A 20,745-nucleotide genomic window follows, 5' to 3' on the forward strand; every position below is an offset into this window, starting at 1 on the left:
GGATGGCGAAGGACTCAGGCGGCTGCCCGGGCCTCGCTCTCGAGCTTGCGGCCGAGGAGGCGGCGGGTGCGGCGGTCGCCGGTGGCCATCTTGTAGAGGATGGCGAGCTGCTGGGGCGCGTTCTTCTTGTTCGTCGTGGCGAGCCAGCCGTTGGGCAGCGAGAGCCGGACGACCTTATGCCAGGCGGAGTAGACCTGCTGCGGCATCGGCCGCGCGCAGTAGGCGAGGTCGTACTTCTCGAAGAGGGCCTGCACCTTGGGCGCGATCTCGGCGTAGCGGTTGGACGGCAGGTCGGGGAAGAGGTGGTGCTCGATCTGGTGCGACAGGTTGCCGGTCATCAGGTGGAGGAACTTCGAGCCGGAGATGTTGGCGCTGCCGAGCATCTGCCGGACGTACCACTCGCCCTTGGACTCACCCTCGATGGAGCGCTTCTCGAAGGTCTCGACGCCCTCGGGGAAGTGGCCGCACAGGATGACGGAGTTGGACCACAGGTTGCGCACGATGTTGGCGGTGAAGTTGGCCGCGAGGGTCGGCAGGAACGAGCCGGTCGGGATCGACAGCGCGGGGTGGACGACGTAGTCCTTGGTCGCCTGCTTGCGGATCTTGCCGAGCACGGCCTTGGCCCGCCGGCGGAACTCCGGGTCCTTGGTCTGCTTCTTCTTGATCACGGCGCCGAGCTCGAGGTCGTAGGCGGCGATGCCGTACTCGAAGAAGACGGCGTTGATGAAGCAGAAGAGCGGCTGGGCGAGGGAGGCAGGGGTCCAGGTCTGGTCCTCGTCGACGCGCATGATGCCGTAGCCGAGGTCGTTGTCCTTGCCGATGACGTTGGTGTAGGTGTGGTGGAGCTCGTTGTGGCTGTGCTTCCACTGCTCGGCCGGCGAGGCCATGTCCCACTCCCACGTCGAGGAGTGGATCTTGGGGTCGCGCATCCAGTCCCACTGGCCGTGGAGGATGTTGTGGCCGATCTCCATGTTGTCGAGGATCTTGGAGATGCTCAGGCCGACGGTGCCGAGCACCCACGCCGGCGGGAAGGCGCTGAAGAGCAGCACCGCGCGCGAGCCGAGCTCGATCTTGCGCTGGGTGTCGATGACGCGCCGGATGTACGCCGCGTCGCTGGCGCCGCGGGCGTCGAGGACGTCCTGCCGGATGGTGTCGAGCTCGATGCCGATCTGCTCGATGTCAGCCTCGGTGAGGTGGGCGATCGGGTTGGTCTGGCCGAGCACGGCCTTCTTCTGCACAGTGGTCATGGCGCTCTCCTGGGGGTCTCGGGGAGGTCGGGTGTCAGTGGTCGATATGGCACGGGCCGGCGGCGGCGTTGATGCAGGTCTGCACCTTGATGTCGCCGGTCTCGCCGGGCACGGCGGTGGTGATCGCGCCGTTGCGGAGGTCGCGCACGCTGCCCTCGCGCAGCGGGATCACGCAGCCCATGCAGATGCCCATCCGGCATCCGCTCGGCATCAGCATCCCGGCGTCCTCGGCGGCGTCGAGGATGGGCGTCGCGCCGTCGAGGTCGAGGGTGGTGCCCGAGCTGAAGGTGACGGTGCCGCCGTCGCCGGGCTCGACGCGGGCGGTGCGGAACTGCTCGGTGGTCAGGCTCAGCCCGGCCTCGTCGTGGTGCGCGGCGAGAGCGTCGAGGAGGCCCGCCGGCCCGCAGGCCAGAGTCTGGCGATCGCCCAGGTCAGGGACCAGGTCGGCCAGGTCGTCGACGGACAGCACGCCGTGCTCGTCGTCGTACCTCGCCACGAGGCGGATCGCGCCCGCGGCGGCGAGCGCCTCGAGGTCGCGGATGAAGATCGAGTGCGGGTGGCTGGGCGCGACGTGGACGACGACGATGTCGTGCACCTCGCTGCGGGGCAGCCGGAGGACGCCCTCGTCGGTGCTCGGGAACAGGTTGCGGAGCATGCCGATGACCGGCGTGATGCCGGAGCCGGCGGTGACCATGAGGAACTTGCCGCCCTCGGGCGGGAGCACGAACTCGCCCGCGGCCTGCTCGAGGTGGACCAGCGTGCCGGGACGTGCCTCGTGGACGAGGTGGTTGCTCACCAGGCCGTCGGGGACGGCCTTGACGGTGATCGAGATGCGGCCGTCGCGTCGCGGACCGTGGGTGAGCGAGTACGCGCGCCACTGGCGTACGCCGTCGACGTCGATGCCGATGCGGAGGTATTGGCCGGGCACGTGGCCGGCCCAGTCGGCGCCGGGGCGGATGACGATCGTGGCCGCGTCGGCGGTCTCGGGGTGCACTGACTCGATGCGACCGCGCAGGTCGGCGCCGGAGCGCAGGGGCGCGAAGAGGTCCATGAAGTCGGACGGGAGGTAGGGCGTGGTGGCGGCCTCCGCGACGCGGACCAGGTGGTCGCGCACACGGGTGCCACGCACCGTCGGCTCGAGAGTCGTGCTCATGTCATCAAATCTCGCTGATCCGGGCACGATCTTCCTGCTCAGGGCACGTGAATCGGGACTAGACTCTTGTTCGTCGCGAACAAAACAGACCTCAGGAGTCACGATGGCCACCCGAGACGTGCGCCCCGCCACACAAATGAAGGCCGTCGTCAGCCTCGACCCGACCGTGGCCGAGGCGCTGCGCTCGAGGCTCGCCGAGGTCGCGGACCGCGTCGTGCTCACCATCATCGACGAAGTCCCCAGCTATGCCGGCGCGTTCAGCGGACGGATGGGCGAGGTGATCCGCAACGCCGTCCAGCTCGCGCTCGGCGGCTTCCTCACCCTGGCGACCCGGCAGGACGGCAAGGCGCCCCCGAAGGCACCGGCGATCGAGGGCGCCTACCAGCTGGGGCGGGGCGAGGCCCGCAGCGGCCGGACCGTCGAAGCACTGCTCGCGGCCTACCGGGTCGGCGCCCGCACCTCGTGGCGCGACATGGCGGACGCGGCGGTGGAGGCAGGGATCGGCGCCGAGCAGCTCGCGCGGTTCGCCGAGCTGGTCTTCGCCTACATCGACGAGCTGTCGGCCGCCTCGGTCGCCGGGCACACCGACGAGCTGGAGAGCAGCGGGCGCGTCCGCCAGCGCAACCTCGAGCGGCTCGCGCGCGCCCTGCTCACCGGCGCGCCGGCCGACGCGGTCGGCGCTGCCGCCGAGCGCGCCGACTGGGAGCCGCCCGGCGCTCTGACGGCCGTGGTGCTGCCGGAGTCGCAGGTCTCGCACGCGCTGACCGCGCTCGACCCGGGCACGCTCCAGCCCACCGACGACGTGGCCGGGTTGCCCGAGGGGCACGCCCTCCTGCTCGTGCCGAGCACCGGGTCGACGACAGCGCGGCGCACGCTGCTACGAGCGTTGCGCGGCACGGACGCCGTCGTCGGCCCGGGTGTGACCTGGCTCGAGGCGCAGGCGTCGTACCGCCGGACACTGCGGTGCGCGGCCCTCGGCATCGAGGGCCTCGTCGACTCCGACGAGCACCTCGCCTCACTGCTGCTCGCCGCCGACCCCTCCGCGCGTGAGGACCTGCGCGCGCGGGTGCTCGCCCCGCTTGCCGACCTGCGCCCGTCGACGGCCGAGAAGCTCACCGACACGCTCCGCAGCTGGCTGCTCCACCACGGGCGCCGCGACGCCGTCGCCGAGGAGCTCTTCGTCCACGCCCAGACTGTGCGCTACCGCGTCGGTCAGCTCCGGGAGATCTACGGCGACCGTCTCGAGGACCCGGCCTTCGTCCTCGACGCGACGCTCGCGCTCGCCTGACGGCGTACGTCCAAGCCCCCGCCCGCCGCCCGCTGTAACGCCGGGTTGCGTGCACTACCCACCGTGATGCATCAGGGTGGGTAGTTGCAGTAACCCGGCGTTACAGCGACGAGGAGGGGCCGGCACCTTCCCGGCGGGTCAGCGGGAGTACGCCGCCTGGCCGGCGACCCAGGTCACGACGACCTGGTCGGCGAAGGACCGCAGGCGGGCGGCGTGCTCGCGGTCCGACGTCCCGGCGAGCGGGTCGGCGTCGAGCAGCACCAGGTCGGCGGGGTGACCGGGGGCGATCGTGCCCCAGCCGTCGGTCGAGGCGGCGAGCGCCTCGCGGGCGGTGATGGACTGCTCGGGGTGCCACGGCTCGCGGTCGTCGCCCGAGCGGTGGACCGCCGACGCGATCGCCAGCCACGGGTCGAGCGGGGAGACCGGGGCGTCGGAGCCGAGCACGACGTCGACACCGTCGTCGAGCATCCACCGCAGCGGGAAGCACCGCTCCGCGCGGCCGGGCCAGAGCCGCTCGGTCACGTCGCGGTCGTCGAGGAGGTGGGCGGGCTGGACGCTGGCGCGCACGCCGAGGCGCGCCATGCGGCGTACGTCGTCTCGCGTCGTCAGCTGCACGTGCTCGATGCCGCCGCGGGCGCCGGTCTCCTCGAAGGCGGCGAGCGCCTCCGCGACCGCGCGATCGCCGATGGCGTGGACCGCCACGTCGAGACCCCCGGCCGCGGCGCGGGCGAGCAGCGCGCGCAGATCCTCGGGCGTCTGGTTGGGCTGCCCCTCCTCGAAGCCGGGGACGGCCTTCTCGGCGTAGGGCTCGCCGCACCAGGCGGTGCGGGTGTTGAGCGAGCCGTCGCTGATGATCTTGAGCGGCCCCATCGTCAGGCGCGGGTCGTCCGCCAGCGGGTCGCCGGAGCGCAGGCCGCGCGCGAGGACGTCGTCGAGCCCGTCGGCGTAGCAGGCGTGACGGATCCGCAGCAGGTCGGCGCCCCCGGCCCACCGGGCCACCCAGTCCGCGACACCACCGCTGAACTCGAGGTCGACCAGCCCGACCACGCCCTGCGCGGCCGCGGCCTCCATCGAGCGGCGGTAGGCGTCCGGGCCCGTGCCGTCCTGCCCGAGCACCGAGGCCAGCCGGCCGTAGGCCATGAACCACTCGGCCTCACTGACCACGCTGTCACGGATCGGCAGGGCGAGCGCATGGAGCGCGACGGTGTTGAGCCAGCCGTGGTGGCCGTCGCCCGCGATCAGCACGATCGGCTGGTCGGTGCCGATCGCGTCGAGGTCGGACACCGTCGGCATGTCCGGCCACGCGGTCGGCCGGTGCCCCCACCCGATGACCGGCAGGTCGGGCCACTCCGCGAGCCGCTCCCGCACGAGCGTCACGGCCTCCGCGCTCGACCGCGCCGGGCCGAGGTCGAGGCGCGCTGACGCCAGGGTCCACTGCCCGAGGTGGACGTGCTGGTCCCACAGCCCGGGCATCAGCCAGCGCCCGTCGGCGTCGTACGACGGCGCGTCCCCGCCCGCCAGCGAGGGGCCGACCTCGACCACGCGGCCGCCGTCGAGGCGTACGTCGACGAGTCCCGGGACGGCCTCGGTGACGGCGACGAGGCGGGCGTTGCGGATCAGCACAGGGCAACGCTAAGACCCCGGATCGGGACCTCCGCGCGCCGGGGCGTCTGAGCGCGTGTCACCCCACTCACGGGAGCGACACGGACACCCCGCCCACCCAGACGGCGAGGGGCCGCGAGAGCGCGGTGAGGTCGGCGGCGAGGTCGCCGTCGACCACCAGCAGGTCGGCGAGACGACCGGCAGCGAGTCGACCGGCGTCGATGCCGCAGTCCTCGGCGGCCACCGACGTGGCGGTCGCGAGCGCCTCCTCGACCGGCCAGCCGCCGCGGACCAGCTCGGCGACCGAGCGCCACAGGTGACCGTGCGGCTTGGCGGGCATCGCGCCGGCGTCGAGCCCCGACACCACACGGATGCCGTGCTTGCGCAGCTGCACGGTGTTGGCAGCCGCCCGCGCGAAGTGCTCGTCGCGGTCGGTGATGCCGATGCGCTCGAGCATCCCGAGGATGTGCGGCGGCATCGCCGACACGGGCGGCAGGCGCGCGGGGTCGTGGCCGAGCGTGGGGCACACGGTCACCCCGGCGGCCGCGGCCTGCGCGAGCAGGGCCGCCGGCGGGTCCGCGCCGCCCTCGGCCATGCAGGTGAAGTGCTCGAGCCCGTCGACGCCCGCCTCGAGCGCCACCTCCGCCCCGGCGACGGAGTGCGTGTGGGCGACGACCCGCAACCCGGCCTCGTGGGCGGCCCCCACCAGGTGACGCAGCGGACCTGCGTCGAACTGGGCGCCCAGCTGGTCGCTGCCGGGCGTCAGGAAGCCGCCGCTGGCCATCACCTTCACCAGGTCGACACCCCGCTCGGCCCGCTCGGCCACGGCCCGGTCCAGCGCCCCGGGCTCGTCGGGATCCACATCACCGCCGAGGAACCAGCAGTGCCCCAGCGGGATCGTGATCGGCGGACCCGCGGCGACCACCCGGGGCAGCCCCTCGGCCTCCCGCCCCCGGTGCTCGAGCACCCGATAGGCCCCGTCTCCGAGGTCGCGGACGCTGGTCACCCCCGCCGCGACCTGCGCCCGCAGGCTGTCGGTGACCACCTCGTCCACCGCGGCCGACTCGGCGGTTCCGGCCCACTCCAGGCTCCCCGGCGTCCCCGGGAACGCCCCTGACGCGACGAGGTGCACGTGGCAGTCGACCAGCCCCGGCAGGAGGGTGCCGTCAACCTCGGCGACGGGTACGTCGTCCGGTGGACGGAAGGCGGCCGCCTCCACCCCCACGACCCGGCCGCCCTCGACGAGCACGGTCGCACCGTCCGGCAGGAACCGCTCCCCGTCGAACGCTCGCGCTGACCGAACGGCCCACCGCGTGACCATCCCCCGATGGTGCTCCCCGGCGCAGGGCGGCGCACCGCGCGCGGCGCGGTGGACCAGACCAGCCGCCCGGCTGACATGATGGGGAGCGTGGAGTGGCGGGGGCCGGCAGCACTGGTCGCGCTCCTGGCGATCGGCGTCGGGGGCGGTTTCGCCGCGTCCGCACAGAGCCGGGGCGGCTCGATCGGCTCGGGCGTCCCGACACCGGTGCCGGCGCAGGCGCCGGAGATGCCGGTCGAGGCACCCCGGCCCCCCACCCCCGACCCGGACGACCCGAGGCTGGAGCCCGGGATCGCGATGGCCCCGGCCACGCTCGGCACCGGCAAGTTCGAGATCACCTTCCCCGCGCCCGTCGGGTGGACGACCAACGCGAGCGCCAGCAACGAGTGGAAGTGGAAGAAGCCGGGCACGTCCAACAACACCTACGTGATGCGCATCGAGCAGATCAACAGCCAGGACATCACGATCGAGGACGCCATCAACATCAGGATCGAGCGGCTGCGCGAGGAGCAGGACGACGTGGTCATCGTGGACCGCGGCGCCGACACGCTCGAGTACACCTACCGCAGCAACGAGGGCAACGCGCGGCACAGCTTCATGCGCTGGCTCGACCTCGACTCCAGCGGCCAGGCCGACGTGGAGATCGTCGTGCACGGGCGCGAGCGCGACGTCGAGGGCACGAGCGACCTCATCCGGCGGGTGGCCGACGGCATGGAGGGGGCCGGCGGCGGGCCTGTCGGCTGAGCCCACCCCCACGGGCTAGATTGCGCCCGTGACCTGGCGGGGGACGGCAGTGCTCGCGCTGCTGCTCGCCATCGGGGTCGCGGTGGGGTACGGCGCGTCCTGGACCCTCGGCGCGAACCCGTCGGGTACCGGCCCGGCGGCGCCGGTGCCGGCGTCCCCGAGCCTGCCGGTCGACCCGGTCCCCGAGCTGCTCGACGACCCCGAGTTCCCTCCCCTCGCGACCGGGCTGCCGCTCGTCCGCCAGTCGGTCGGCGCCGGCGACTTCCAGATGACGCTGCCGGTGCCGAAGGGCTGGTCCTACTTCGAGAACTCGCTCAACGAGTGGCAGTGGCGGCCACCGGACCAGCCGGCCTTCGGCTACGTCCTGCGGGTCGAGCAGGTGCTGAGCAACCGCCGCTCGATCGCGTGGACGCTCGACCGGAGGCTCGCCGAGCTGCGCGAGGACGAGAGCAACGTCGAGGTGCTCGCCCAGACCCGGGACAGCCTGCACTTCACCTTCGTCACCGCCAACCACCTGCGGTACGGCTACCTGCGCTGGCTCGACCTCACGGGGTCCGACAACGCCCAGGTGGAGATCGCCGTGACCGGGCGGGAGGTCGACGACCCGGGAATGGCCGACCTGATCGCCCGCGTCGGCTCGGGCGTCCGGCTCGGCTGAGCTCAGAACCCGGACGCCGTAACGGAGTCGAGCACCCGGGCGGCGACCTTCCGGCGGTCGGCACGGATCTGGATCCACTGCAGCTGGTTCTGGTTGACCCGGACGACGCGCTCGACCATGAGGTCCACGCCCGGGCACCCGCTGAAGAAGACGGTCATGAACTCGTCGTCTCCCTTCTCGTCGAAGTAGGGGCCGCGCTGCACCGGGCAGGCCGGGTGTCCGGGGACACGGGACGGCAGCGCCTCCCCGGGCAGGATGCCGACGAACACGCCCTCGGCCGGGTCGTCGTCGGAGTTCCAGCCCTCCCGCGTGCCGGCCGCCACCGCCGGCTGCTCGGACCGCCCCTCGAACGGCACCCACTGCTCGGGGTCCACCTGCTCGGTCCAGGACTCGGGCACGGTGACCGACAGCAGGCCGGTCGAGTCCTCGACGGTCTGCTCCGACGTGCCGTTGCGCTCGAGCGCCCAGCCGGCGCCGGTGCCCGCGAGGAGGGCGAGGACGGCGGCCGCCACCCACGGCCAGCGGGTGTGGCGGCGCTGGGAGGCCTCGGGCGGCGGCTGGTCGCTCGCCACCCCGGTGCGCTCCGGTCGGGACGCCGCGCGCGTCAGCTCGGGGTCGATCGGCGCCCATCCCGCGGGGGTGTCGTCGACCGGCTCGCCGATCGCGTCGACCAGGGCGGCGACGAACGACTCGACGTCCGGGAAGCGGTCCTCACGGTCCTTGGCGAGGCCCCGCAGGACGACGGCCTCGGCGGCCGGGTTGTCGATGCCCATCGGCGGCGGTGGCACGGGGTTCTCCGCGGCCGCGAGGCTCGCGTGGGAGTGGGGCTGACGGCCGGTCAGCAGGAAGTAGCTCAGGGCCGCGAGCGAGAACTGGTCGGCCCGCGGGTCGAGCCCCTCACCGAGGGCCTGCTCGGGGGCGACGTAGGAGGGGGTGCCGCCGGCCATCGTGAGGCGGGAGGACATGTCCATGGCCTTGCCGAGGCCGAGGTCGCCGAGCATCGCCACGACGTGCGGACCGCGGCCGTTCTCCACGGTGCGGAAGAGGACGTTGGCGGGCTTCACGTCGCGGTGCAGCACGCCCCGGTCGTGCAGGGCGCTCAACCCGCGTCCGACCTGGGTGATCACCGCCATCGCCTGCGACCTCGGCAGCGGCGCCACCTCGGTGAGGTCGGCCAGCGTGCCCTGGTCGGCGTACGCCATCACCAGGTAGGGGCGGTCGTCCTCCAGCTCACCGGCGTCGTAGACGGAGACGACGTGGGGCGACTCGACCTTGCGGAGGAAGCGGCCCTCCTCGAGGAAGCGCTGGCGGATGTGGTGGTCGTCGACCCAGTTGTCGGCGAGGACCTTGATCGCCACGGGACTGTCGAGGTGCTCGTCGTAGGCCAGCCAGACGGTCGCGAAGGCTCCCGACCCGATGCGGCGGCGCACCGGGTAACGACCGAGACGAGTGGGAGCGGACACCCGGGCATTATCGTGCAGGCGTGAGCTATTCGGGGGACCCGGGCGACGCGTTGACGCCGGACGACATCGACGACCTGGCGCGCCGAGCGCGTGACGGGGACCGTGACGCGCTCGAGCAGCTGCTCGCGGCGGTGCGTCCACGCGTGCTCAACATCTGTCGCGGGGTGCTCCCGTACTCCGGCGACGCCGAGGACGCCTGCCAGGAGGCGATGCTCAACGCGGCGACGAAGATCGGCTCGTGGGGCGGCCGCGGCCGGTTCACCACGTGGCTGCACATCGTCTCGGTCAACAGCGCGCGCACGACGTACCGCCGGCTGAAGAACCTCGCCACGCCGACCGACTTCGAGGACGGCGCCCACGACCGTCCCGACCCGCGCACGACCAGCGTCATCGCCGGCACCCGGCTCGACCTGCTCGAGGCGATGGACACGATCGAGAAGGACCACCCGCAGTACGTCGAGCCGCTGCTGCTGCGTGACGTGTACGGCCTGCCCTACGACGAGATCGCGACGCTCGTCGACGCGCCGCTCGGCACCGTCAAGGCCCAGATCCACCACGGCCGCAAGCTCGCCCGGCCGCTGCTGCGGGGCGATCGGTGACGCCGCACCGCGTGCGCGCGGTGCTGGCCTCAGGTCTGTCCCTCGCCGTGCTGGCCGGCTGCTCGGGCGGCTCGGGCGGTGCCGTCCCCACCGACGAGCCGCAAGGGGCGCCGTCCGAGGCGGCACCGTCGGAGGGCAACCCCTCCGAGGGTGGGTCGCCGACCGCCTCCGCCTCCACGCCGGTCGTGAACGACCCGGTGGAGCCGGACCTCGAGCTCGCCGTGTCCACCCCGTGTGAGGACAGCGTCTACCCCGACGTCGGCGACCCCCGCGTGGACGCCTTGCACTACGACCTCGACCTGAGGTGGCGGCCCCGGGCGCAGCGCCTCACCGGCCGGGCGGTCATCACGTTCCGCGCGACCCGCACCGCACCGCGCTTCCAGCTCGACCTCGGCGCACCCCTCACGGTCCGCGGGGCCACGCTCGACGGCGAGCCGGTGCGCGTCGTACGCCGCGGCAAGGACCTGGTGCTGCGCGCGCCTATCGCGGAGGACGAGCGCTACGAGCTGGCGATCGACTACGACGGCACGCCCGAGCCCGCTCCCGCCCCGACCACGCGCAGCGACTTCTCCGAGACCGGCTTCACCGTCACCCGCACCGGCGAGGTGTGGACGATGCAGGAGCCCTACGGCGCGTACACGTGGTACCCGGTCAACGACCAGCCGTCCGACAAGGCGCTCTACGACATCACCGTCCACGCCCCGCCGCGGTGGACCGGTATCGCCAACGGCGAGCTGACCGCGCTGACGACGGACGAAGGCGGCACGACCACGTCGTGGCAGCTCGACGAGCCGGCGTCGTCGTACCTCACCACGCTCGCGATCGGCGACTACGAGTGGAGCAGCAACACCGCCGACAGCGGCCTGCGGGTGGACTACTGGACGCCGCGGGGCATGGACCGACCGCTGGACTCGATCAAGACGGCCGCGGCCACCGTCGACTGGGTCGAGGACCGGCTCGGCGACTACCCCTTCGACTCCCTCGGCCTCGTCGTCACCGACTCGCAGAGCGCGATGGAGACCCAGACGATGATCACCCTCGGCACCAACGACTACGTCCTGTCACCGCAGGTGGTCGCCCACGAGGTCGTGCACCAGTGGTACGGCGACCAGGTCTCGCCGTCGGACTGGCGCGACGTCTGGCTCAACGAGGGCATGACGATGCTGCTGCAGTGGACCTACGAGGACGAGCACGGCATCCGGCCGCTGCGCCAGAGCCTGCGCAGCGCCCGCGCCGCCGACCAGCAGCTGCGTGACCAGTACGGCCCGCCCGGCGCCTACGACCCGCGGCAGTTCGGCGGCTCCAACATCTACTGGACGCCCGCGCTGATGTGGAACGAGCTGCGCGAGGAGCTCGGCGACGACGAGTTCTACGCCGTCGCCCGCTCCTGGCTGGCCGACAACGACAACACCTCCGCGTCCCGCGAGCAGGTCTACGACCACTGGGAGGACGAGACCGGGCGCGAGCTGTCGGCCTTCTTCGACGCCTGGATCACCGGCGATCGGACGCCGGAGCCCGGGGTGCCGCAGGGCTGAGCCGATTACGCTCCCCGCATGGCCCGCCTCTCCGCGCACGACCTGATCGACCTGGTCCTCGACGAGGGCTCGTGGTCCTCGTGGGACACCGCGCCGGTGCGCGACGACCTCAGCGAGGAGTACGCCGCCGAGCTGGCCGCCGCGGCCGAGAAGTCCGGCGTCGACGAGTCGGTGCTGACCGGCGAGGCGCGGATGCACGGCCGTCGCATCGCCGTGTTGGTGGGCGAGTTCGGCTTCCTGGCCGGGTCGATCGGCCGGGCCGCGGCCGACCGGATCGTCGCCGGCATCGAGCGCGCGACGCGGGAAGGCCTGCCGCTGGTGGCCGCGCCCGTGAGCGGCGGCACCCGGATGCAGGAGGGCACGCCGGCGTTCGTCCAGATGGTGCGGATCTCCGCCGCGGTGGCGGCGCACCGCACCGCAGGCCTGCCCTACCTCGTCTACCTGCGCCACCCCACCACCGGCGGCGTGATGGCGTCGTGGGGGTCGCTCGGCCACGTCACGGTCGCCGAGCCGGGCGCGCTCGTCGGCTTCCTGGGCCCGCGCGTCTACGAGGCGCTCTACGACCGCCCCTTCCCCGAGGGCGTGCAGACCTCGGAGAACCTCTACGCCCGCGGCATCGTCGACGCGGTCCTGCCGCCCGAGGAGATCAAGGAGATCCTCGACCGCGCGCTCACCATCCTGATGGCCGCGCGCGAGGGCGTCGCACCGGTCGCCGACCCCGGCGACGACGACATCCCGGACGTCGACACGTGGGACTGCGTGACCCGGTCGCGGCGTCCGGACCGGCCGGGCGTGCGGCGGCTGCTGCGCTACGCCGCCAGCGACGTCGTACCCCTCAACGGGACGGGGCAGGGCGAGCGCGACCCGGGGCTGCTCATCGCGCTGGCCCGCTTCGGCGAGGCGCCGTGCGTCTTCCTCGGCCAGGACCGCCGCGGTCAGACGACCGACCACCCGATGGGGCCCGAGGCGCTGCGCGAGGCCCGGCGCGGGATGCGCCTGGCCTCCGAGCTCGGTCTGCCGCTCGTGACGGTGATCGACACCCAAGGGGCCGCGCTGTCGGCCGACGCCGAGAACGGCGGACTCGCCGGCGAGATCGCCCGGTCGCTGGCCGACCTCGTCACGCTCGACGCGCCGACGCTGTGCCTGATGCTCGGCGAGGGCAACGGCGGCGGCGCGCTCGCGCTGCTGCCCGCCGACCGGGTCGTGGCCGCGCAGCACGCCTGGCTCTCACCGCTGCCGCCCGAGGGGGCGTCCGCGATCGTGCACCGTGACCTCGACCACGCCGCCGAGATGGCGCGCGCCCAGCAGGTGCGGGCCATCGACCTGCACCGCCAGGGCGTCGTCGACCGGATCGTGGCGGAGAAGCCCGACGCCGCCGAAGAGCCCGAGGACTTCTGCCGCCGGGTGGGCGCGGTGCTCGAGCACGAGCTCAGCGCGCTGCTCGCCTCCGGGCCGGGGTCCGCGGAGGAGCGGGCGCGGCGCTACGTCTGACCGACCCGCGCGGAGCGGTGGCCCACCCACATTTCCGACGCGTCAAATGTGGCTGGATCACCACTCGCCGGCGAGTCCTCGCGACACGCCGACCGGGCGGTGGTGGAACCACATTTCCGTCGCGCGGAATGTGGGTGGATCACCGCTCGTCGGGGTCCTGGGCGTCGGGTACGTCGTCGTCGGCTGGGGCCTCGGTCTCGGGTACGTCGTCGTCGGCTGCAGCCTCGGCACCCTCGGCGGGCTCGTGGAGGTCGCGGGCGGCCTCGGCGAGGGGGTCACCCTGGGGTGCGCCCGCGATCGGCGCAGCCTCCTCGGACAGACCGACCACGCCGGGCACCGTGCCGCTGAGGGTGGCGAGCATCTGGCGCACGTTGGAGAGCTGGGCGTTGATGCTGTCGCGGCGCTGGCCCGCGGCGGCCAGCTCGCGCTCGGACTCGGCGCGGACGCGGTCGGCGGAGGCGCGCGCCTCGGCGACCATCGTGGTCGAGCGCTCCTCGGCGTCGGCGAGCATCCGGGCGATCCGCTCCTCGGCCTCGCGACGGTTGCGCTCGAGGGTGGCCTCGGTGTCCTTGTTGCGCGCGGCCATCGCGTCGAGCTCGGCCTGGATCGCCGCCTGCTGGGCCTGGAACTCCGCCGTGGCCTTCTGGCGCCGCTCGGCCAGCGTGGTCTCGAAGTCCGCGGCCGCCTGGGCGGCCTTGGCGCGCTGGTCCTCGTGGAGGGCCTCGGCCTCGGCCCGGCGCGCTGAGGCGTCCCGCTCCGCGGCGTCACGCTCACCGTCGGCAGCCTTGCGGGCGTCGGCCAGGATCCTGGCCCCGTCCGCGTCGGCGTCGCGGCGGGTCTCCTCGGCGTAGCGGTCGGCGTCGGCGCGCAGCGCGCCCACCTCCTGCTCGGCCTCCTTGCGCAGCGTCTCGACCTCACCGATCACCCGGTCGCGGATCTCGGCGGCCTCGGCCTCCGCGAGCGACAGGATCTGCCCGATCCGCTCGCCGAGGTGCTCGTACGTCGGCGTGTCGGGCTGCTGCGACTCGCGCGCGACCAGCGCCTCCCGCGACGCCGCGGCCTCGCTCCTCGCCGCCTCCGCGGCCGCCTCGGCCGCCTCGAGCCGGCGGCGCAGGTCGTCGGCCTCCGCCTGCGCCTGGCCCACGGCGCGCTCCACCTCGGCCGGGTCGTAGCCGCGGCGCACGGTCGTGAACATGTCTTCAGGCATCGGGGGTCTCCTGGTGGGGTGGCGGGGAGGTGGGGTCGCTGGGGGCCTGGTCGGGCGGGCCGTCGGGGTCCGGGCCGGGGTCGGGGCCGGCCTGCTCGCGCTCGGGCACGGAGAGCGCGGCGATGACGCCGGAGAGCTGGCCGAGCTCGGCCGTGATGGTGTCGCGCTGCTCCTTGAGCTGCGCGACCTCGGCCCGTGCCCGCTCGAGCGCGCGGCGGGCGCTGTCGCGGAGCTGGTCGGCCTCCGCGCGGCCCTCGGCGACGAGCGCGACGGCCTCCTCGCGGGCCCGGCGACGGTCCTCGGCGGCCTCGGCCCGGCTGCGGGTGACCTCCTCGGCGACGAGCGCGCGCAGGCTGGCGGCACCGCTCTCGGCCTCGGCCCGGCGCCGTTCGAGGCGCTCGACCGCCCGCTCGGACTCGTCGGTCGCGTCGGCGACGATGCGGGCGGCCTCGGCCTGGGCCTGCTCGAGGACGACCCGAGCCTCGGTCCTGCGCTCGGCCGCCGCGTGGGAGGCGTCCTGGGTGATCTCGTCGGCACGCTGCTTCGCCTCGGCGAGCTCGAGCGCGACCCGGCCGTTGACCGCCGCGATGATGCCGTGGGCGCGCTGTCGGGCGAGTCGTACGACCTCACCGGCGTCGGCGTGGGCGGCCTTGCGGATCGACTCGGCCTCGGTGGCCGCGCCCGCCAGCACCGACTCCACGGTCTGCGTCGCCCACGCGGTCTGCTCGGCCGCGTGACGCAGCTTGTCCTCGCTTTCGGCGCGCGCGGCTGCCAGGGTCTCCTCGGCGGCCCGGCGCATCTGGTCGACCTCCGCGCCCGTCGTGCGGCGCAGGTCCTCGACGTGGAGCGCGGCCTCGTCGCGCATCCGGGCCGACTCGGTGGAGGCGCTGGCCCGCAGCGACTCGGCCTCGGCGGTCGCCGAGTCGAGGTGCTGCTGCCCAGCGGTGCGGGCCTCCTCGACCAGGCGGGCGGCGGTCTCCTGCGCGCCGGCGATCGCGGACTCCGCCTCGGCCCGCGCGCCCTCGAGCAGATCGGCCTTCTCGCTCGCCGCGGTGTCGCGCAGCTCCTGCGACTCGGCGCGCAGCGCAGCCGCCTCGTCCCGGGCCTCGGCGCGCAGCTTGTCGCTCTCGGTCCGCGCGGCCTCGACCTGCTGGTCGCGGGCGCCCTCCGCGGACCTCATCAGGAGCGCGGCCTGCTCGTTGGCGTCGACGACGATGGTCGCGGCCTCCTGCGACGCGCCGGCGAGCACCTCCTCGGCCTGCTTGCGGGCCCGGCCGGCCTCGGCGCGGTCCCGCTCGGCCTCGACCTTGAGCAGGCGGGTCTGCTCGCGGAGCGTGGCGAGGTCGGCCGTGAGGCGCTCGGCCTCCTCGCGTGCCTCCACGACCAGCTGGTCGGCCACCTGCTGCGCCCGCGCCAGGAGCGCCGACGTGGTGGGAGGCTCGCCGGAAGCAGCCGTGGCGGCGTCCTGAGCCATCCGCACACTCCTTGTCTCACCCGTACGGAGGGTCCAGTGTCTCAGTCCGTGACCGCTGGTGACAAAGGGGCGGCTCCGGTTGCGCCCAGAGCGAACCTCCCTTGCCGCTCGGCCCGGCCGCCCGGTGGAGTGAGCCCATGAAGCTCCTCGTCCTCGGCGGCACCCGGTTCCTCTCCCGCGAGGTCGCCGCCCAGGCCGTGGCACGCGGGTGGGACGTCACGTGCGCCTGCCGCGGCACCTCCGGGCCCGTGCCGGAGGGCGCCACCCACCTGCCGTGGGACCGCGCCGACGCACCACCCGCCGCCATCACCGACGGCGTGTGGGACGCCGTGGTCGACGTGGCGCGGCTCCCGTCGCAGGTGCGCAGCGCGGTGGCGGCGACGTCGTACGCCCACTGGGTCTTCGTCTCCACGGTCAGCGTGTACGCCGACAACTCGTCCCCCGCGATGGAGCCGCTGCTCGAGCCGGTCGACGAGGACATCGACCTGGCGGTCGACCCGGAGGCCTACGGCGGGATGAAGGTGGCGTGCGAGCAGGTCGTGCAGGCGGGTACGAGCTCGTCGGCGATCGCCCGCCCCGGCCTCATCGTCGGCCCCGGGGACCCGACGGGACGCTTCGCCCACTGGCCGCAGCGCCTCGCTCGTGGCGGCGAGGTGCTCGCGCCCGGGCGGCCCGAGGACGTGGTCCAGGTGATCGACGTGCGCGACCTCGCGGCGTGGCTGCTCGCGCTGGCCGAGTCGCGGACGACCGGGACGTACGACGCCGTCGGCGAACCGCTGCCCCTCGGCGAGCTGCTCGCACAGGTGGCGGCAGGTGTGGGCGACCCCGACCCGCGGCTCACCTGGGTCGACAGCGACTTCCTGGAGGAACAGGGCGTCCAGCCCTGGGCCGGCGAGGGCTCGCTGCCGCTCTGGCTGCCGCGTCCGGCGTACGACGGCATGCTGGCCCACGACCCCGGACCGGCCGTAGCCGCCGGGCTGAGGCTCCGGCCCCTGGCCGAGACCGCGCCGGGCTGCCTCGACTCCCCCGTCACCGCGCTCACCCCCGAGCGCGAGGCCGAGGTGCTCGCGGCCTGGCACGCCCGCCCCTGACGCCGAGGCGGCGCATCCTGACAGTCAGAAGCAGTCGAGTCGGCGCATCCTGCGTCAGGATGCGCCGACTCGGCCTGTAAACGGCGTCAGGATGCGCCGACTCGACCTCTCAGAAGAGGAGCGCGGTACCCGGGTCGCTCAGCATCCCCGCGACGTCGGCGAGGAAGCGCGAGCCCTTCTCGCCGTCGATGTGACGGTGGTCGAAGGACAGCGCCAGCGTCGTGACGTCGCGCACCACGATCTCGCCGGTCTCCTCGTCCACCCACGGCCGCTTGTTGATCGCGCCGAAGCAGAGGATCGCGGACTCGCCGGGGTTGATGATCGGGGTGCCGGCGTCGACGCCGAAGACGCCGACGTTGGTGATCGTGAAGGTGCCGCCCGCCATCTCGGCCGGCTGCGTCTTGCCGTCGCGAGCGGTGGCGGTGAGCTCGCCGAGCGCCTGCGCCAGCTCGGTCATCGACAGCGAGTCGGCGTCCTTGACGTTGGGCACCACCAGGCCGCGCGGCGTGGCGGCCGCGATGCCGAGGTTGACGTAGTGCTTGTAGACGACCTCCTGCGCGGCCTCGTCCCAGTAGGAGTTGATCTCCGGGGTCCGCTTCATCGCGAGGATGACCGCGCGGGCGAGGACGAGCAGCGGGCTGACCCGGGTGTCGCGGAACTCCGGGCGCTTCTTGAGCCGCGCGACGAGCTGCATCGCTGCGGTGACGTCGACGGTGACCCACTCCGTGACGTGCGGGCTGGTGAAGGCCGACTGGCTCATCGCCGTGGCCATCATCTTGCGCACGCCCTTGATGGGCTCGCGGGTCTCGCGGGCACCGGGCGTCGCCGCGACGGCAGCGGGAGCGGCGGGGGCCGACGACGTACGACCGGCGGAGCCGTTGGCGGCGCCCTGCACGTCGTCGCGGGTGATCGAGCCCGAGGGACCCGAGCCGGTGAGGCCGGTGAGGTCGACGCCGAGGTCCTTGGCGAGCTTGCGCACCGGCGGCTTCGCCAGGGCACGTACGACGCCCGGGTCCTGCGCGCGCGCCGGGACGAGCGCCTCTGCGGGAGCCGTCGTGGTCTCACGCTGGTCGGTCGCCGGCACCGGGGACTCGTCAGCGGGCATGACCTCGTCGGACTGCGCACCGCCCGGGGCGAACGCGCCCTGGACCTGCATCTGCGTCTGCGCACCGGCGACGGTGCTCGGCGACGCCGAGCCGCGGCGGGCCCGACGCATCGGGCCGCGGTCTGCCTTGATCCGGCCCACGAGGGACGCGCCCTCCATCGAGCCGGACGCGGCCGGGTTGGACAGGTCGATGTCGGCCGGGTCGACCTGCGCGGCGGCCTCGGCAGCGCCCGCCTTCTCGGCCATGCCGAGGTAGGGGTCGGACTCGGTCTGCTCGGTCGCGGCGGGGGCGACCGGAGCGGGTGCCTCGCCCTCGGCGCCGATCGAGATGATCGGCGTGCCGACCGGGACGGTCTCGCCCTCGGGGACGAGCAGGGCCAGGACGGTGCCCTCGAACGGCGACGGCAGCTCGACCAGCGACTTGGCGGTCTCGATCTCGACGATCACGTCGTTGATCTCGATCGTGTCGCCGACCCTGACCTTCCACGCGACGATCTCGGCCTCGGTGAGGCCCTCGCCGACATCGGGGAGGAGGAATTCAGACATGACAGTTCCTCTCAGAAGGCGAAGGTGCGGTCGACGGCGTCGAGCACGCGGTCGAGGTCGGGAAGGTACTCCTCCTCGATCCGCGACGGCGGGTAGGGCGTGTCGAACGCGCCCACCCGGAGCACCGGGGCCTCGAGGGAGTAGAAGCACTCCTCGGTGACCCGGGCCGCGAGCTCGGCACCCATGCCGAGGTTGACGTGCGCCTCGTGGGTGACGACGCAGCGACCGGTGCGGCGTACGGACTCGTAGACCGGGGCCATGTCGAGCGGCGAGAGGGTGCGCAGGTCGATGACCTCGAGGCTGCGGCCCTCGGACTCGGCGGCCTCGGCGCACTTGAGCGCGGTCTTCACGGTCGGGCCGTAGGCCAGCACCGTCGCGTCGGAGCCCGCACGGACGACGCGCGAGGTGAACAGCGGCTCGGGCGTCGCGGACTCGTCGAGCTCGGCCTTGTCGGCGTGGTACTGCCGCTTGGGCTCGAGGAAGATGACCGGGTCGTCGTGGGCGATCGCCTGCTGGATCATCCAGTAGCCGTCGACCGGGTTGGAGCAGGCGACCACCTTGAGGCCGGGGGTGTGCGCGAACTGCGCCTCCGGGCTCTCGGAGTGGTGCTCGACTGCCCCGATGCCGCCGCCGAAGGGGATGCGGATGACGATCGGCATCTTCACCTTGCCCTGCGAGCGGTAGGTGTACTTCGCGACCTGGCACACGATCTGGTCGTAGGCGGGGTAGACGAACCCGTCGAACTGGATCTCCACGACGGGGCGGTAGCCGCGCAGCGCCATGCCGACCGCGGTGCCGACGATGCCGGACTCCGCGAGCGGGCTGTCGATGACGCGGTCCTCGCCGAAGTCCTTCTGCAGGCCGTCGGTGATGCGGAAGACGCCGCCGAGCTTGCCGACGTCCTCACCCATCAGCAGGACCTTGTCGTCGTCCTCCATGGCCTTGCGCAGGCCCATGTTGAGGCCCTTGGCGAGCGTGATCTTCTGGTTGGCACTCATGCTCAGTGGCTCCCCTCGAACGATGCGAGGTAGGCGGCGAACTCGTCGCGCTGGGCGGCGATCTCGTCGGTCATCTCGCTGAAGACGTAGCCGAACTGGTCGAGCGGCTTGGGGTCGGGCAGCGCCTTGCAGCCCTCGCGGAGGTGGTGGCCCAGCTCCTTGGCCTCGGCGACGAGGTCGTCGAAGAACTCCTGGTCGACCAGACCGTTGCGGCGCAGGTAGACCTTGAGCCGCTCGATCGGGTCCTTGAGCTTCCAGTGCTCGAGCTCGTCGTTGAGGCGGTAGCGGGTGGGGTCGTCGGTCGTGGTGTGCGCGCCCATCCGGTAGGTGTAGGCCTCGACGAACGACGGGCCGTTGCCCTCGCGCGCTCGCTGCAGCGCGGCCTTCGTGACGGCGTACGTCGCCAGCACGTCGTTGCCGTCGACGCGGATGCCCGGGAAGCCGAAGCCCAGCGCGCGCTGGTAGAGCGGGATGCGGGTCTGGCGCTCGATCGGCTCGGAGATGGCCCACTGGTTGTTCTGGCAGAAGAACACGACGGGGGCGTTGTAGGAGGCGGCAAAGATGAAGGCCTCGTTGACGTCGCCCTGCGAGGACGCGCCGTCGCCGAAGTGGGCGATCACGGCCGAGTCGCGCTCGGGGTCGCCGGTGCCGACGACGCCGTCGCGCTGCATGCCCATCGCGTAGCCGGTGGCGTGGAGGGTCTGCGCGCCGATGACGATCGTGTAGAGCCCGAAGTTGTTCTCGTTGGGGTCCCAGCCGCCCTGGTCGACGCCGCGGAACAGGCCGAGCAGCCGCAGCGGGTCGACGCCCTTGCAGTAGGCGACGCCGTGCTCGCGGTAGGTCGGGAAGACGTAGTCCTGGGGACGCAGCGCGCGGCCGGCGCCGATCTGCGCGGCCTCCTGGCCGAGCAGCTGGGCCCAGATGCCGAGCTCGCCGTGGCGCTGGAGCGCGGTGGCCTCGACGTCGATGCGGCGGGTGAGGACCATGTCGCGGTAGAGACCGCGCAGCTCCTCGGCCGAGAAGTCGTGGTCGAACTCGGGGTGGTGCACGCGCTCGCCCTCGGGCGTGAGCAGCTGGACGAGGTCGGGTCCACCGTCTGACTGGGACGGTCCGAAGACGTCCGCAAGGTCGGGGCCGAAACTCACAGGATCGGACAACGCACTCTCCTAACAACAGCTAGCGGCAGTCACGGGATCGCCGGACGCCGACGGCTTGCAAGCGTGGTC

At 73.2% G+C, this 20,745-nt stretch carries 17 protein-coding genes; 7 read left to right on the top strand and 10 right to left on the bottom strand.

Annotated features, from left to right (window positions below):
• Nucleotides 1–14: 14 nt before the first annotated feature.
• Together HOO61_RS03115 and HOO61_RS03120 are read right to left on the bottom strand one after the other, a co-directional pair.
• Complete coding sequence (locus HOO61_RS03115) at nt 15–1,247, bottom strand: acyl-CoA desaturase (protein ID WP_172256825.1); 1,233 nt, start codon at nt 1,245–1,247, stop codon at nt 15–17.
• A 34-nt stretch (nt 1,248–1,281) separates the two neighbouring features.
• Nucleotides 1,282–2,400: a ferredoxin reductase gene (locus tag HOO61_RS03120; protein WP_172256827.1), complete on the bottom strand. Its 1,119-nt coding sequence runs from the start codon at nt 2,398–2,400 to the stop codon at nt 1,282–1,284.
• Between the two features lie 103 nt (nt 2,401–2,503).
• Between HOO61_RS03120 and HOO61_RS03125 the strand changes: the two genes are divergently transcribed.
• Nucleotides 2,504–3,688, top strand: coding sequence for a helix-turn-helix domain-containing protein (locus tag HOO61_RS03125; protein WP_172256829.1), 1,185 nt, complete (start codon nt 2,504–2,506; stop codon nt 3,686–3,688).
• A 138-nt stretch (nt 3,689–3,826) separates the two neighbouring features.
• Here the strand turns inward: HOO61_RS03125 and HOO61_RS03130 are convergent, their stop codons facing one another.
• Nucleotides 3,827–5,311: an amidohydrolase family protein gene (locus tag HOO61_RS03130; protein ID WP_172256831.1), complete on the bottom strand. Its 1,485-nt coding sequence runs from the start codon at nt 5,309–5,311 to the stop codon at nt 3,827–3,829.
• A 67-nt stretch (nt 5,312–5,378) separates the two neighbouring features.
• On the bottom strand, nt 5,379–6,611 hold the full coding sequence (locus tag HOO61_RS03135; protein WP_172256833.1) for an amidohydrolase family protein: 1,233 nt from the start codon (nt 6,609–6,611) through the stop codon (nt 5,379–5,381).
• A gap of 6 nt (nt 6,612–6,617) precedes the next feature.
• Here HOO61_RS03135 and HOO61_RS03140 point away from each other — a divergent pair, with 6 nt between their 5' ends.
• Both HOO61_RS03140 and HOO61_RS03145 read left to right on the top strand, forming a co-directional pair.
• Nucleotides 6,618–7,352, top strand: a complete 735-nt coding sequence (locus HOO61_RS03140; RefSeq protein ID WP_172256835.1) for a hypothetical protein — start codon at nt 6,618–6,620, stop codon at nt 7,350–7,352.
• A 28-nt stretch (nt 7,353–7,380) separates the two neighbouring features.
• Entirely contained in the window at nt 7,381–8,010 is a 630-nt protein-coding gene (locus tag HOO61_RS03145; protein WP_172256837.1) for a hypothetical protein, read from the top strand.
• 2 nt (nt 8,011–8,012) lie between these two features.
• On the opposite strand, the gene HOO61_RS03150 is transcribed toward HOO61_RS03145, so the two are convergent.
• Nucleotides 8,013–9,473, bottom strand: coding sequence for a serine/threonine-protein kinase (locus tag HOO61_RS03150; RefSeq protein WP_172256839.1), 1,461 nt, complete (start codon nt 9,471–9,473; stop codon nt 8,013–8,015).
• Nucleotides 9,474–9,493: 20 nt separating this feature from the next.
• On the opposite strand from HOO61_RS03150, the gene HOO61_RS03155 reads away from it, so the two are divergent.
• Genes HOO61_RS03155 through HOO61_RS03165 form a run of 3 tightly spaced genes read left to right on the top strand, consistent with a single transcriptional unit; the run spans nt 9,494 to nt 13,098 of the window.
• On the top strand, nt 9,494–10,072 hold the full coding sequence (locus HOO61_RS03155) for an RNA polymerase sigma factor (RefSeq protein ID WP_172256841.1): 579 nt from the start codon (nt 9,494–9,496) through the stop codon (nt 10,070–10,072).
• Nucleotides 10,069–11,607 carry a M1 family metallopeptidase gene (locus HOO61_RS03160; protein WP_172256843.1) on the top strand — a complete coding sequence of 513 codons (1,539 nt, stop codon included), beginning with the start codon at nt 10,069–10,071 and terminating at the stop codon, nt 11,605–11,607. The genes HOO61_RS03155 and HOO61_RS03160 overlap by 4 nt, the downstream gene beginning before the upstream one ends.
• A gap of 18 nt (nt 11,608–11,625) precedes the next feature.
• A complete protein-coding gene (locus HOO61_RS03165; protein ID WP_172256845.1) occupies nt 11,626–13,098 on the top strand; it encodes a carboxyl transferase domain-containing protein in 1,473 nt (490 codons plus the stop codon).
• Between the two features lie 139 nt (nt 13,099–13,237).
• Here HOO61_RS03165 and HOO61_RS03170 read toward each other — a convergent pair whose 3' ends face one another.
• Nucleotides 13,238–14,305 (bottom strand): hypothetical protein, encoded by a 1,068-nt coding sequence (locus tag HOO61_RS03170; protein WP_172256848.1) that lies wholly within the window; start codon nt 14,303–14,305, stop codon nt 13,238–13,240.
• Nucleotides 14,298–15,779, bottom strand: a complete 1,482-nt coding sequence (locus HOO61_RS03175) for a hypothetical protein (protein WP_172256850.1) — start codon at nt 15,777–15,779, stop codon at nt 14,298–14,300. Before HOO61_RS03175 ends, HOO61_RS03170 begins: the two co-directional genes overlap by 8 nt.
• A gap of 137 nt (nt 15,780–15,916) precedes the next feature.
• Here HOO61_RS03175 and HOO61_RS03180 point away from each other — a divergent pair, with 137 nt between their 5' ends.
• The gene (locus HOO61_RS03180; RefSeq protein WP_172256852.1) at nt 15,917–16,870 is read left to right on the top strand and encodes an NAD-dependent epimerase/dehydratase family protein; all 954 of its coding nucleotides are present in this window, start codon (nt 15,917–15,919) and stop codon (nt 16,868–16,870) included.
• A 109-nt stretch (nt 16,871–16,979) separates the two neighbouring features.
• On the opposite strand, the gene HOO61_RS03185 is transcribed toward HOO61_RS03180, so the two are convergent.
• Genes HOO61_RS03185 through pdhA form a run of 3 tightly spaced genes read right to left on the bottom strand, consistent with a single transcriptional unit; the run spans nt 16,980 to nt 20,676 of the window.
• A complete protein-coding gene (locus HOO61_RS03185) occupies nt 16,980–18,521 on the bottom strand; it encodes a dihydrolipoamide acetyltransferase family protein (RefSeq protein WP_172256854.1) in 1,542 nt (513 codons plus the stop codon).
• Nucleotides 18,522–18,532: 11 nt separating this feature from the next.
• The gene (locus HOO61_RS03190; RefSeq protein ID WP_172256856.1) at nt 18,533–19,519 is read right to left on the bottom strand and encodes an alpha-ketoacid dehydrogenase subunit beta; all 987 of its coding nucleotides are present in this window, start codon (nt 19,517–19,519) and stop codon (nt 18,533–18,535) included.
• Between the two features lie 2 nt (nt 19,520–19,521).
• Complete coding sequence (pdhA, locus tag HOO61_RS03195) at nt 19,522–20,676, bottom strand: pyruvate dehydrogenase (acetyl-transferring) E1 component subunit alpha (RefSeq protein ID WP_172256858.1); 1,155 nt, start codon at nt 20,674–20,676, stop codon at nt 19,522–19,524.
• Nucleotides 20,677–20,745: the final 69 nt, after the last annotated feature.

The sequence above is a fragment of the Nocardioides sp. zg-1230 genome (genome assembly GCF_013155335.1).
Lineage (GTDB): Bacteria > Actinomycetota > Actinomycetes > Propionibacteriales > Nocardioidaceae > Nocardioides.

Excerpts from the sequence above, each read along its gene's own strand:
- HOO61_RS03115 (WP_172256825.1), bottom strand. The coding sequence starts at position 1,247 with ATGACCACTGTGCAGAAGAAGGCCGTGCTCGGCCAGACCAACCCGATC.
- HOO61_RS03120 (WP_172256827.1), bottom strand. The coding sequence starts at position 2,400 with ATGAGCACGACTCTCGAGCCGACGGTGCGTGGCACCCGTGTGCGCGAC.
- HOO61_RS03125 (WP_172256829.1), top strand. The coding sequence starts at position 2,504 with ATGGCCACCCGAGACGTGCGCCCCGCCACACAAATGAAGGCCGTCGTC.
- HOO61_RS03135 (WP_172256833.1), bottom strand. The coding sequence starts at position 6,611 with ATGGTCACGCGGTGGGCCGTTCGGTCAGCGCGAGCGTTCGACGGGGAG.
- HOO61_RS03140 (WP_172256835.1), top strand. The coding sequence starts at position 6,618 with ATGGTGCTCCCCGGCGCAGGGCGGCGCACCGCGCGCGGCGCGGTGGAC.
- HOO61_RS03165 (WP_172256845.1), top strand. The coding sequence starts at position 11,626 with ATGGCCCGCCTCTCCGCGCACGACCTGATCGACCTGGTCCTCGACGAG.
- HOO61_RS03170 (WP_172256848.1), bottom strand. The coding sequence starts at position 14,305 with ATGCCTGAAGACATGTTCACGACCGTGCGCCGCGGCTACGACCCGGCC.
- HOO61_RS03175 (WP_172256850.1), bottom strand. The coding sequence starts at position 15,779 with ATGGCTCAGGACGCCGCCACGGCTGCTTCCGGCGAGCCTCCCACCACG.
- HOO61_RS03180 (WP_172256852.1), top strand. The coding sequence starts at position 15,917 with ATGAAGCTCCTCGTCCTCGGCGGCACCCGGTTCCTCTCCCGCGAGGTC.
- HOO61_RS03185 (WP_172256854.1), bottom strand. The coding sequence starts at position 18,521 with ATGTCTGAATTCCTCCTCCCCGATGTCGGCGAGGGCCTCACCGAGGCC.
- HOO61_RS03190 (WP_172256856.1), bottom strand. The coding sequence starts at position 19,519 with ATGAGTGCCAACCAGAAGATCACGCTCGCCAAGGGCCTCAACATGGGC.